This is a genomic window from Saprospira sp. CCB-QB6, from assembly GCF_028464065.1.
GTDB lineage: Bacteria > Bacteroidota > Bacteroidia > Chitinophagales > Saprospiraceae > Saprospira.
On sequence record NZ_CP116808.1, the window covers coordinates 71,580 to 84,453 of the forward strand.

Below are 12,874 nucleotides of genomic sequence, written 5' to 3' on the forward strand. Positions count from 1 at the left end.
ATATTTGGGCTGCGAAAATAAGTTTTACTGCTATTTATTTTTGATCTACATTATTAGCTTATTGTTAATTAACAAACAAGGCCTAATATCTATGGGCAAATGCAGGGAAAAAATAGAATTATATTTCGCATCCAACAAAGTTAGTATATCTATTCAAATAATAAAATTTTCTGTATACCAAAAGAGTAATCAGTCACAATTTTCCCAAACTCATCCGAAATTGGTCCTTTTATCTTCTTTTTGTAATTTACGGCCGTTTTGAAATAGGCAAGGATTTTTCTTGGTCCTAGCAGGCGGCAAAGCCGCCGCAGGCGAGCGAAGCGAAGCGGCTGAGGGATGGATAGCAGTGGCGCAAAGCGCCAGAACCAGCGGGCAAAGCCCGCGCAGGGCCGAGCGAACAGCGAGCTGCGACCCAGCCCGACCTGAGCGAAGCGAGGGGCAGCCCCAAATTTTCAAAACAAAAAACGCTTATATAATATGTATAGATTCCTTTTATTGCTTTTACTCTTTGCGGGTCAGCAGTTGGCCGCTCAGCGATTGAGTCAGAATACCGTCTTTAAGGCGGGCGTATATCGCCAATGGGAAGATTTTAAGCAAAATCAACCCAAACAGCCCTTGCCCGACACCAGTAGTTGGGCCAAATCTCTTTCTCCAGATGGAAATTTATTGCTTTTATCGGAGGCCAGCTGGGAAGTCCTTGATGCTCAAGGACCTATTTGGGGGCTAAGCTTCCGCGAGCAGCCTTATATCCGAGTGGACCAACCCAAGGGCCCAGCTTATTTGGTCCATTTGCATGTAGTTGGCAAAATTTCTTACTATTATTACCGCTATTTTAAAGAGCACGAGCTGCCCATGACGATTTATGACCCTTTTTCGGGCCAGGCCGTTGGGCAAAAAACAATCATCAATAAAGAACCCAGTTCTAAAGAGCGAATTTTGCAATTTGAAACGGGCGAGCAGACAGATTTTAACTATGAAAATCTACGTGCTTGGATTCAAGATGACCCTGGTCTTTTGCAATCTTTAGAGGCCCTCAAAGCCGAAGAATACGAAGATAAATTGTTTAAAATTTTGCTCATTTACAACGACCGCAAAGCTGTTTATATTCAACAACCTTAATTTATGTGGACCATTTTTAAGAAGGAAGTTAACCTTTTTCTCAGCTCCCTGATTGCTTACATTGCTATTGCCGTTTTTTTGCTGGGCACCGGCCTTTTTGTCTGGGTGTTTCCAGATTATAGCGTCATTAGCTACGGCTATGCTAGCCTAGATAGCTTTTTTAGCATGGCTCCCTATATTTTCCTCTTCCTGATTCCCGCCATTACGATGCGTTCTTTTTCAGAGGAAATTCAAACGGGAACCATCGAGTTATTGGTTACTCGCCCCCTTAAAGATTGGGAGATTTTGCTGGGCAAATATTTTGCAGCCCTCTTCCTGGTCTTTTTCTCGATCTTGCCTACCCTCATTTATTTCTTTTCGATTTATGAGCTGGGCGATCCCAAAGGAAATTTAGACATTGGCGCAAGTATGGGCTCTTATTTAGGCCTATTTTTCCTCGGCGCCTGCTTTGCCGCTATTGGCCTTTTTGCCTCTACCCTGAGCAAAAACCAAATTGTCGCCTTTATCTTGGGCCTCTTTCTCTCGGCCTTTTTCTACGATGCTTTTGGCAGCATTAGCAAATTGCCCATTTTCTTTGGACAAACCGATGCCATCGTAGAATCACTTGGCATTAGCTTTCATTACGCCTCTATTAGCCGTGGCCTAGTCGATAGCCGCGACCTCCTTTATTTCCTCAGTATTATCGGGATCTTTTTGCTGGCCAGCCAGCTTTCCGTCGAAAAACGCAGATGGTAATGTCTACATTTATCCACCCTAGCGCCATTGTAGACCCCGGCGCTCAAATTGGCGAAGGCAGCAAGATTTGGCATTTTTGCCACCTTATGCCCGGCGCTATTATTGGCAAAAATTGCAGCCTAGGCCAAAATGTTTTTGTGGCCAATGAGGTCCAACTTGGTCAAGGCTGTAAGGTCCAAAATAATGTCTCTATTTATACGGGCGTGATCTGTGAAGAGGAGGTTTTTTTAGGCCCTTCTATGGTCTTCACCAATGTGCTCAACCCCAGAGCGGGCATCGTCCGCAAAGCCGAATATAAAACCACTTATCTAGAAAAAGGCGTGAGCATTGGCGCCAATGCCACCATCGTTTGCGGCCTCCGTTTGGGCCAATATGCCTTTGTGGGCGCTGGAGCCGTTCTCACTAAAAATGCCCCCGCCTATTCCCTCTGGCTGGGCAATCCCGCCAAACATGTTGGCTGGATGTCTAGAGCTGGCCACCGCCTAGAACTCAATGAAGAGGGGCAAGCCAGCTGCCCCGAAACAGGCGAAAACTATCAATTGCAAGCAGGAAAGTTAATCGCTATTTAGTTTTTTTTGGGGCTGCCCCTCGCTTCGCTCAGGTCGCTCCGCTCCGCAGCTCGCTAGTCGCTCGGCCCTGCGCGGGCTTTGCCCGCTGGGTCTGGCGCTTTGCGCCACTGCTATCCATCCCTCAGCCGCTCATCTGCCTTTTTCAGGCCAGCCATTTTCTTCGGCCCTTTTAATCTGTTAAAAGGGCCGATTTCTATTTCTAATAAGTTAACTGTATAGTCAGTTATTCTTTGCTTTTTTTATATCTTGGGCTAGCCAAATATAAACCCTGAACTGGCCGAAAACAGGCTTTTGTCTTCAGCCAAGTTCTATATTCCTACCTATTATGAAGAAAGCAGAACTACAAGCCCTTTTAGACAAGTACAATAGCAACCTAAAAGGCCTACAAACACTTTTCACAAGCGATGATGGAAAAATTGACCAAGAAGAACAAAGCGTTCTAGACAAAATTGGACAACTCATCAGTAAAATTCAGGGACAACTCAGTAGCGCCAGCCAAGAACCAACAACGACTACTGAGGATAACAGCCCTAAGGAAGAAACATCCGTTCCCACAACTGAAACGCCCAGTATTCAAGGCAACTACCCTATTAAAGGGTCAGTTGGCGATGATGGTGGACAAAATGCCCCAGAAGACGTAATCACCGTCAAACAATTACTCAATAAAAGAGGCTATAAACTTAGCCTAAATGGCGATTGTGATAGCGACTGTAAAGCCGCCATTAAAGATTATCAAAAATCAAAAATGGGCGTTGCCTCCCCCGATGGCCGCATAGATGTAGGTAAGGGAACCTGGTTCCACCTGCTCACAGGCAAAGCACTAGACAGCTACGAGAAAAAAGTCCTCAAAGTAGAAGAATATAGCCCCCATATTGAAAAAGCCGCTGAAAAATACGGCATGAAGGTCGACCACCTAAAAGCTATTATGGCCGTAGAGTCAGGAGGCGTGCCCGATGCATCTAGCGGAGCCGCTTTTGGCCTTATGCAAATTACCAAAAGCACCTGGGAAGACACCCAAAAGAATAATGCAGACCTGCAAAAGTACGATTTTGATACCTACTGGAAAGATCCAGAAATCAATACGCTTTTTGGAGCCGCAGTACTCAAGTCAAAAGCCAAATCTATGGGCGTTAGTACCGATGACCCCAATTTTACAACTATTGCCGTTACAGCCTATAACGCCGGTCAAGGCACAGTAAAATGGGCCATTGAAAATGCCGAAAAAGGAGGAAGTAGCCAACCCACAGTAGATTTTATTCAGCCCGAATACATGAAGCCCGCTATTGAAAGAGGTGGTATTTATAAGTATTACTTGACTGGAAGTGGAAAAAGCCGCAATACCTCTGGCTCCAAATCAGAAGCTATCGACCTTAAATATAAAGAGGTATCCGCTTATGGTCCCAAGGTAGATACCTTCTTAGAAAAACAAGACACGCTATCTGAAACAATTGAAGATATTGCCGCAATCCAAGGAGGAACAACAAGCCATAACGAAGAAACACCCTCTCAGGAGGAGACCGATAACAATACCACAGAAAATACAACAACAGAAAATAATACCTCTAGCGAAGAAGCACAAACGCCTACGACTAGTGGAAATTACACAGTTGTTGCCGGAGATACAGGCTACAAGATTGCCGCAAAACTTGGCATTAGCTTCGACGCCCTCTCTGCTGCAAATAAAGGCGTAGTTTGGACCAAGCTACAAGTTGGTCAAAAATTACAGCTCCCTAGCAGCCAAAGCACAAGCCCCGAAACGCCAAAAGAAGAAACCCCAAAAATGGGGAGCTATACCGTAGTTAGCGGAGATACAGGCTACAAAATTGCTGGAAAACTAGGCATTAGCTTCGACGCCCTCTCTGCTGCAAATAAAGGCGTAGTTTGGACCAAATTACAAGTTGGCCAAAAACTCAATACGCCCGCTGGAGCCGGCACCGCAGCAGATACTGGCACCCAAGAAACCACAGATAATACGACCGTAGCAGAAGAATATCACGGAGATAATACCACTTGGGATAAACATACCAACAAAAGAATTCCCACCCTCGACTCCCGCGTGCAAAAAGCCGCCTATGGCTTTATCAATACCGTCGAAAAAGAATTGGGCATTAAACTTCGAGTGACCTCTGCCCTACGCACGGTAGCCGAACAAGATGCACTTTATGCCAAAGGCAATGTGACCAAAGCCAGAGGTGGCCAAAGTTACCACAACTACGGTCTGGCCATTGATGTAGTGGAAATTAAGAACGGACAAGCCATCTGGAATTGCGATTGGCCCAAAATTTCTGCCGTAGGCAAACGCTTTGGCTTTGAATGGGGCGGCGATTGGAAAAACTTTGTCGATAAGCCCCACTTCCAAATGACTTTTGGTAAATCTGTTCGACAACTTTGTATTGCCAAATATCCCGACCGAGCTAAACAATATGGCTACCTCTAAGCCAAATACTATATCCTGAAAGTTGCTAAAGGCTGTTCACCTAACTAACTTTCTATTTGAATCAGTCTCCTGCTATCCTAGGAGACTGATTTTTTTTGTTCAAGCCCCCTGCCCTCTTCCCAGCAGAAAGAGAATAAGCAAATAATGGTCAAGAAGCAGTTTTTTCCCAACAATAGGTCCTTGACAACTGTTGGCAAGCATTGGCTGGAAAAATAATAGGGCAATGCAACTCTTTCAGACCATTTTTTTTCTAGCTAATGGGCTGGGAAATCCTACCTAAGCATTCGCTGGAAAAATAATAGGCCAATACAACCCTTTCAGACCATTTTTTTTCTAGCTAATGGGCTGGGAAATCCCATCTAAGCATTCGCTGGAAAAATAATAGGGCAATACAACCCTTTCAGACCATTTTTTTTCTAGCCAATGGGCTGGGAAATCCCATCTAAGCATTCGCTGGAAAAATAATAGGCCAATACAAGCCTTTCAGACCATTTTTTTTCTAGCCAATGGGCTGGGAAATCCTATCTAAGCATTTCTTGGAAAAATAATAGGCCAATGCAACTCTTTTGGTCCATTCGCTACTCGCTAAGGGGATAGCGAGCAGCCCCAAGGCCCATACTTTAGCTAAGCACTAAAGGCCCAGCGCTGCGGAGGGGGGCGGCGCAGCCGCAGACCCAGCAGGCGCAGCCTGCGCAGGGCCGAGCGACTAGCGAGCTGCGGAGCATAGCGGCGGCCGAGCTAGGCCATAGCCTAGCCGGCCGCGGGCCCCAAATCATTCTCGCACAAAAAAAATAGTCGATCAGGGCAATTAGAAAGCGAGATAGATTTATATCTTTGCGCTTTGGGCTGCTGCCCCTTTTTTTATTTTATCATTTTATAGGAGCCGTAACGACTATGAAACTATCACAGTTTAACTTTGACCTCCCACAGGAGCTAATTGCACAATATCCCGTAGAGAACCGCGATGAGTCTCGCCTAATGGTTGTGCACCGCGATAGCGGAAAAATTGAACACCGTCAGTTTAGAGATATCATTGAGTATTTTGATGATGGCGATGTGTTTATCATGAACAACACCAAGGTTTTTCCTGCTCGTTTGTATGGACAGAAGGAAAAGACAGGCGCCAAGATTGAGGTATTCTTGTTGAGAGAGCTCAATGAGGAGCAAAAACTTTGGGATGTACTTGTGGATCCCGCTCGTAAAATTCGGGTAGGTAACAAACTGTATTTCAATGATGAAGATGGTGTAGAGCTATTGGTTGCCGAGGTAGTCGACAACACTACATCTAGAGGGCGGACCATTCGCTTTTTGTATGATGGCCCTAATGAGGAGTTCCGTGCACAGCTTTATAAATTGGGACAGACGCCTTTGCCCAAGTATATCAAGCGCGATCTAGAGGACCTAGATACAGAGCGTTACCAAACTATTTATGCCAAGGAAGTGGGTGCTGTAGCGGCTCCTACTGCAGGTTTGCACATGAGCCACGAGGTCATGAAGCGTTTGGAATTGAAAGGGGTAGAATTTGCTGAATTGACCTTGCATGTCGGTTTGGGTACCTTCCGCAACATTGAGGTAGAGGACTTGTCTAAGCATAAGATGGATGCCGAGTACTTCAAGATTAGCGAAAAGGTTTGCGACACTGTTAATAATGCCATTGAAAAAGGCAATCGTCGTTGTGCTTTGGGAACAACTTCTATGCGTTCTATTGAGTCTTCTGTTTCTGCACAGAACTTGCTCAAGCCAGCAGAGGGTTGGACCAATCGCTTCATCTATCCTCCTTACGATTTTAGCATTGCTAACTGTATGATTACCAACTTCCACCTGCCTAAATCTAGTCTTGTGATTATGATTTGTGCCTTTGGTGGCTATGACCTGATGATGGAAGCTTACCGTCAGGCCGTAGAGCAAAAATATCGCTTCTATAGCTACGGAGATGCTATGTTGATTCTCTAAATCGACAAACTTATTCTCTTAAAGGCAGGATCTCGATTGGTCCTGCCTTTTTTTTCTAGCTTTTTCATTCTGCTTTCCACTATGCAAGCTTATCTCGATTTATTAACTCATATTTTGAATGAGGGGGTAGACAAAGGGGATAGAACGGGTACGGGTACCCGCTCCGTTTTTGGCTACCAAATGCGCTTTAACCTACAAGAAGGCTTTCCCTTACTCACTACCAAAAAGCTCCATCTCAAATCGATCATTCACGAGCTCCTCTGGTTCTTAAAAGGCGATACTAATGTGGCTTATTTGCAGGAACATGGGGTGCGCATCTGGAACGAATGGGCCGATGAGCATGGAGAATTGGGTCCCGTTTATGGCAAACAATGGCGAAGCTGGAGCGACAAGCAGGGGCAGAGCATTGACCAAATTCAGGAGGCCCTAAATCTCATTAAGCAGCAGCCCGATTCTCGTCGAATTATTGTTTCGGCCTGGAATGTGGCCGATTTGCCCGATATGGCGCTCTCTCCCTGCCACTGTCTATTTCAATTTTATGTGGCCAATGGCAAGCTCTCTTGCCAGCTCTATCAACGCAGCGCCGACGCCTTTTTGGGCGTTCCCTTCAATATTGCCTCCTATGCCCTGCTGACCCTCATGATGGCTCAGGTGACTGGCCTAGAAGCTGGTGATTTTGTTCATACTTTTGGCGATTTGCACCTTTACCAAAACCATTTGGAACAGGCCAAAACGCAGCTAGAAAGAACACCCCGCCCCTTGCCCAAGATGAAGATCAATCCAGAAAAAACCGATCTCTTTAGCTTTGTCTATGAGGACTTCCAACTGGAAAATTACGATCCTCACCCCCATATTAAGGCCAAGGTCTCGATTTAATCCTCCTCTAAACGGTTAAAAATGAGTATACAGCAAAATATCTTTGTCATCATTGTCTCTTATAATGGAGAAAAACATCTAAAACCTTGTTTAGACTCGCTGGCCCTGTCCAATATTCCACTAAAAGTGGTGGTTATAGACAACTGTTCTAACGATCAATCGGTCCAAATTCTACAAGAATATGCCCTAGCTAAGTTGATTTTATCCAAAGAAAATCTAGGCTTTGGCCAAGCCAATAATTTAGGTATTCAATACGCCTTAGAACAAAATGCAGACTATATATTTTTGCTCAATCAAGATACTTGGATTCGCCCAAACAGCATTGAAGAATTGGTCAAATGTAGCGCTGAACTTCCAGATATGCAGCTACTTAGCCCTCTGCAATATGCTGGAAACGAAAAGGATTTAGACTTTGGTTTTCAAAGATATTATGCTGCGGCCAATCCGAGTTCCTACCCCAACTGCAAGGAAAGTCAATTTGTCAATGCTGCGGCTTGGTGGCTAAAAGCAAGCACCTTTAAACAAATCGGCGGCTTCAATCCCCTATTTCCACATTATGGCGAAGACTTGAATTTTTGCCATCGTTTTTTGGCCCAAAACGGAAAAATTTTTATCACGACAAAGAGCCTCATTTTTCATAATCGGCCACAATCCACAGCCGAAAATAAACAACTAAAGCTCCAACAGATTAACTTGCTGGCCAATTTACTCAACCCCCAACATAGTTTGGCAAGCGCTTTTTTAAAAGCTAGTTATCAAACGGCCAGTCAGCTAAAATTTTTGCCCAAAAGCCCCAAAAATAGCCTAATTGGCCTATTTTCTATGGCTTGGTTTCTCCTTCAACAACTGATGCGCTACAATAGCCTAAAAGAGAATCGAGCAAAAAGTATGCAGCCCAAAGCCTTTCTTTAACATATACAATTCAAGATCATTTTGGGGCTGCCCCGCCCTACGGGCGGGTCGGGCTGTTTCAGGGCTCGCAGGTCTGCTCGGCCCTTCGCCAGCAAGCTGGCTCGGTCTGGCCTTCGGCCACCCTCTCCATCCCTCAGCCAGCGGCACTATCGGGCCTGTCCACCGCAAAATATCCGCTCAAAACTATGGACCATTATTATTATATAATATATAAACCTTATCGCATGCTCTCGCAATTTACGCAGGAGCAACCCAATCATATTACTTTGGCCCATTTAGACCTAGCTTTCCCCAAGGATGTTTATCCCGTTGGCCGCCTAGATGCCGATAGCGAGGGCCTCTTACTATTAAGCAATGACAATGGCTTAAAAACTCGTTTGCTCAATCCTAAAAATAGCCATTGGCGCTACTATTGGGTCCAAGTAGAAGGTCAGCCTCAGGAGGAGGATCTAGAAAAGTTGCGGGCAGGCGGTTTATCCATAAAGCTGCCCTCTAAAAAGCGCTATGCTTGCCTGCCCGCCAAGGCCGAGCTTTTAGCTCAGCCACCTATTCTTCCAGAGCGGGATCCCCCTGTTCGCTTTCGGGCCAATATTCCAACCAGTTGGTTGCGCCTAGGGTTAAAAGAGGGGAAAAACCGCCAAGTGCGGAAAATGACGGCAGCCATTGGCTTTCCGACTCTCCGTTTGGTGCGGCAGCAAATTGGCCAGTGGAGCATGCCCGAAAATATGCAGCCTAGCGATTGCCTCCAATTGGATAAAGAAGAGGTGCTACAGCTATTGAAATAGCTTTATATGCAAACCAAAAAGCAGATCCAAATTTTTGAGCAGGACCGCCTTTATCTTGGTCCTGACTTAGATGAAGCTCAACTACAAAGCCTTTTGCAGTTGGGTTCTCCTTATGTTTTCCCCATTCATCAGGGCTTGCGTTGGGGCAATTTTGTAGGTTTGGTAGAAACCGAAAGCCTTTGTGTAGAAATTTTGCCCAAATTGGAAAAGGCCGTTCCCAAAAATCAACAGCAACACCGCCAAATTTTACATGAGCTTTTGGCCTACAGCCAAGCCGAGAATTTGGCCCATTGGCAAAACTGGGCTCGACAGGACAGCGAAAAAGGTCCTTGGTTAAGCCATTATCGCCAGAAGTTTTTAGCAGAATTACAACGCTTTTGGCAGGGCCCCCAAGAGTATAAACAGTTAGATCAAGCAGGGCGCAACAAAAGCTGGCAGGGCCAAATCGATTTTTCCAAATTGCAGCCCCCTGTTCAGCTTTGGCCCTATTTGAGGCGATCTGTCAAGCAAGCTCCCCCTTTTTTGTTCCTATTGGTTTGGACCTTAGAAGAGATGTGGGCGCAGGGCTTAGCGCCCAAAGAAAAACAGCTGATACAAAGCCTTTTGGAACAATTGCCAATGGCTCCTACTCGGCCCCTGCAAATCAATTGGGTGGCCTATGCGCCTAGGAATCCCAAAGGCCAACTACTTTTTGAATTGGCCCGCTTGTTCTTAGCGGGTTTGCGGCCCTCTACCCAAAAGGGAAAAAATTGGCTATGGAGTTTTTTATTGCCCATGCCGCAATTATTTGAGCAATATTTAGCGGTTAGTTTAGGCGCTATTAGTCCCCAAAGCTGGACCTTATCGCTACAGGCCCAAAAGCCCTTTTGGGAAAGCCGTCAGTTGCGGGCCGATTGCTGTTGGGAAGATGCTTATGGGAAACGCATTCTGATTGAGGTCAAATGGAAATTGTTAGAGCAGAACTTGCCCAGCGAACAAGACTTACGGCAGATATACACCTATCAGCAAGAGTGGTCCGCTGAAGAGGGCTGGTTAGTTTATCCAGCGCCCTTGGGGCGGGCTAAAATGAAAAGCGCGCCCTTTGCCAGTGGCAAAGGGCGCGCGAGACTATTGGAAGTTCCTTTGGTCCAAAATGGGCAATTGAACAAGCAATTGGGGCAGAGTTTACTGCTTTTGGCCCTACAGAATGGTCTGCGGCTTTAATCCATAAGGCTGAGTAAAAAAGCCTCGGCTTTTTCTTCACTATTAAAGGCCTTCATGGGAAACTTTGGGCGATTGAGGCCCAGCATAAAATTGGCGGCTAATTTAGAGAAACCCGAACCCACAATAATAGCTGCGGCTTTTGTTCTGGGAGAGGGATCATGAGAGAAGAAATCTCGGGCTTCTTTGGTAAAGCGCTTAATCTTTCGGACGTCGAAAATAGTATAGATAGGAGCGCCACGCAGGTCGGCCATATCTCTCATGGTCCATTTAATTTCTTGAGCGCTGGCTAAATCTAGTTCTATGGGATTTAGGTACATGGTCACAATACCAGAGGAGGCCCAATACAGGCGGCAGCTATTTAAAATAACTTCAGGGGAATTTAGTTCTTGCATCATAATTAAGGGGTTTAACTATTATTCCTGATGAAGTTAAAGCTTTAATCGCAAACTGTTTAACTATATATTATTTTTTAATTCGTTTGAAGTAAAATTCTTTACAGGGATCTAGAAGGAGCGAAGCGACTGGCCTAGCGATGCGGCGGGGTGGCCGAAGGCCAGACCGAGCCAGCTTGCTGGCGAAGGGCCGAGCAGACCTGCGAGCCCCAAAGCGTAGCGCCGCAGCTTTGCTGCGGAGGCCCAAAAAACAGCAAAAAATTGTACCTTTGGCCCATCAAACTATTGATTATTTATAATAACGTTTATGAACTTTAAGCAAATAGGACTACTCCTGGCGTCTATAAGCCTTTTATTGGTTTTGGATAGTTGTCACTTATTGAAAGGAGGGGGCGGAACGGATGAATTAGAAACAGTTCGGACCAATAAGGATACCGTTAAAACCACTGTAGAGAATGGCTATAAGCCAGAAATTACGAACCGAGACAGCTTGCGCAAGCTCAAGCCCGACACCATTGTTTGGCAGGACACTTTGCAAGAATCTCAGTTTAAGCAAATCATTGTAGAGTATCGCAAAATTGGGCTGCAGCCTATACAGAAAGACACCTTGGGCTGGATTGATTATACGGGAAAAATCTATGAGGGCAGTCCCAATCAGATGCGAAAAGCCCAGTTTAAGGAGCAATATACCTTGACGATTATGTTGCCTTTTTTGGCCAACAACTACTATAAAACGGAGATTCCGCTGCGTTCTTTGCGGGCCGTAGAATATTATGAGGGAGTAGAATTGGCTTTGGATAGTTTGCAGAAGCGCAAGTTGGCGTTAAAGGTACAAGTATTTGATACCGAGGCCAAAGAGAGCAAAGTAGATAGCTTACTCAAGAGTAAGGCCTTGGCGAAATCGGATGTAATTTTGGGACCAGTGAGTTCTAAACTGCTTCAGAAGACGGCAAATTTTGGTCGGGACAGCGGCATTATGGTTGTTTCTCCCTTTAACAACAACCCTAGCGTGACAGAAAATAACATTTTCTATTTGCAGCTCAATCCGGGTTATCCTGTACATTATCAGCATATGGGGAAATTTTTGGCCGAGGGCATTCAAACCCCAGCCGAGTTAAAATATCGCCTCAAAACGCAGAAAGTCTTAATTGTGGGGCAAGAAAAAGACAGCACAGCTGTGGAGGAAATCACGGCAGCCTACCAAAAAGGGAAAAATGACCTGACGGCCAAATTGCCCTTCTATCTTTCGCCCAATAATGGTTTGAGCATTGAGAGCATCAAAAAGCATTTGAGCAAAGATGCCCTAAATATTGTGGTTATTCCCAGTTATCGATCAGAAGCCTTTGTATTTGCGGCTTTGAGAGAGCTGCATAGTTTGGTGGATCGGGTGGAGAAGCACAAAGGTTATGAGTTTTTAGTGATTGGTATGCCACAGTGGAAATATTACGAGCGCATCAACTACGATTATTACGAAAATCTTCGTCTACATTTTAGCGATGCCTTTTTTGTGCAAGAAAACAGCCGAGAGGCCAAGGCCTTTATCAAAAAATACAAAGAGCGCTACGGCATTGCGCCCAGAGAATTTGCTTATATGGGCTATGATGCCACCTTATATTTGGCCGAAATGCTAGAAAAGTATGGTACGGGCTTTCCCGAACAGTTTCACAAAGCGCCCTATATTGGTTTGCAGGGCCGTTTTTACATTGAGGAAATGATTGAAGAGCGTCCCTTGCTCGAAAATGAAGAAATTATCGAAAAGCCTTTAATCAATCGCTTTGAAAACCAATTTGTGCACTTCTTGCAGTTTAAGGATTATGAGCTAAAGCCCCTCTCGATCTTTATTTCTAAACTACAGGAAGAAGTTGAAAAGCAGCAAAAGGCCGAAGACTAAAC

11 protein-coding genes are annotated in these 12,874 nt (G+C 45.2%); 10 read left to right on the forward strand and 1 reads right to left on the reverse strand.

Annotation, left to right across the window (positions count from 1 at the left end; genetic code table 11):
• Positions 1-477: 477 nt before the first annotated feature.
• The 9 genes from PPO43_RS00295 (at position 478) to PPO43_RS00335 (ending at position 10,589) form a co-directional block, all read left to right on the forward strand.
• Positions 478-1,119 (forward strand): hypothetical protein, encoded by a 642-nt coding sequence (locus tag PPO43_RS00295; RefSeq protein ID WP_272619748.1) that lies wholly within the window; start codon positions 478-480, stop codon positions 1,117-1,119.
• 3 nt (positions 1,120-1,122) lie between these two features.
• Positions 1,123-1,854, forward strand: a complete 732-nt coding sequence (gene gldF / locus PPO43_RS00300; RefSeq protein ID WP_014373086.1) for a gliding motility-associated ABC transporter permease subunit GldF — start codon at positions 1,123-1,125, stop codon at positions 1,852-1,854.
• The gene (locus PPO43_RS00305) at positions 1,854-2,423 is read left to right on the forward strand and encodes an acyltransferase (protein WP_272619750.1); all 570 of its coding nucleotides are present in this window, start codon (positions 1,854-1,856) and stop codon (positions 2,421-2,423) included. The genes gldF and PPO43_RS00305 overlap by 1 nt, the downstream gene beginning before the upstream one ends.
• Positions 2,424-2,748: 325 nt before the next feature.
• A complete protein-coding gene (locus PPO43_RS00310; RefSeq protein WP_272619752.1) occupies positions 2,749-4,860 on the forward strand; it encodes a LysM peptidoglycan-binding domain-containing protein in 2,112 nt (703 codons plus the stop codon).
• Between the two features lie 894 nt (positions 4,861-5,754).
• Positions 5,755-6,813: a tRNA preQ1(34) S-adenosylmethionine ribosyltransferase-isomerase QueA gene (gene queA / locus PPO43_RS00315; RefSeq protein WP_272619754.1), complete on the forward strand. Its 1,059-nt coding sequence runs from the start codon at positions 5,755-5,757 to the stop codon at positions 6,811-6,813.
• Between the two features lie 81 nt (positions 6,814-6,894).
• A complete protein-coding gene (locus PPO43_RS00320; RefSeq protein ID WP_272619756.1) occupies positions 6,895-7,689 on the forward strand; it encodes a thymidylate synthase in 795 nt (264 codons plus the stop codon).
• Between the two features lie 21 nt (positions 7,690-7,710).
• On the forward strand, positions 7,711-8,601 hold the full coding sequence (locus tag PPO43_RS00325; RefSeq protein WP_272619758.1) for a glycosyltransferase family 2 protein: 891 nt from the start codon (positions 7,711-7,713) through the stop codon (positions 8,599-8,601).
• 185 nt (positions 8,602-8,786) lie between these two features.
• Complete coding sequence (locus PPO43_RS00330; protein ID WP_272619760.1) at positions 8,787-9,386, forward strand: pseudouridine synthase; 600 nt, start codon at positions 8,787-8,789, stop codon at positions 9,384-9,386.
• Between the two features lie 6 nt (positions 9,387-9,392).
• Positions 9,393-10,589, forward strand: coding sequence for a 5-methylcytosine restriction system specificity protein McrC (locus tag PPO43_RS00335; protein ID WP_272619762.1), 1,197 nt, complete (start codon positions 9,393-9,395; stop codon positions 10,587-10,589).
• On the opposite strand, the gene PPO43_RS00340 is transcribed toward PPO43_RS00335, so the two are convergent.
• Positions 10,586-10,984 (reverse strand): DUF7793 family protein, encoded by a 399-nt coding sequence (locus PPO43_RS00340; protein WP_272619764.1) that lies wholly within the window; start codon positions 10,982-10,984, stop codon positions 10,586-10,588. The two genes, PPO43_RS00335 and PPO43_RS00340, sit on opposite strands and share 4 nt — an antisense overlap.
• 304 nt (positions 10,985-11,288) lie before the next feature.
• On the opposite strand from PPO43_RS00340, the gene PPO43_RS00345 reads away from it, so the two are divergent.
• Positions 11,289-12,872: an amino acid ABC transporter substrate-binding protein gene (locus PPO43_RS00345; protein ID WP_272619766.1), complete on the forward strand. Its 1,584-nt coding sequence runs from the start codon at positions 11,289-11,291 to the stop codon at positions 12,870-12,872.
• Positions 12,873-12,874 lie beyond the last annotated feature (2 nt).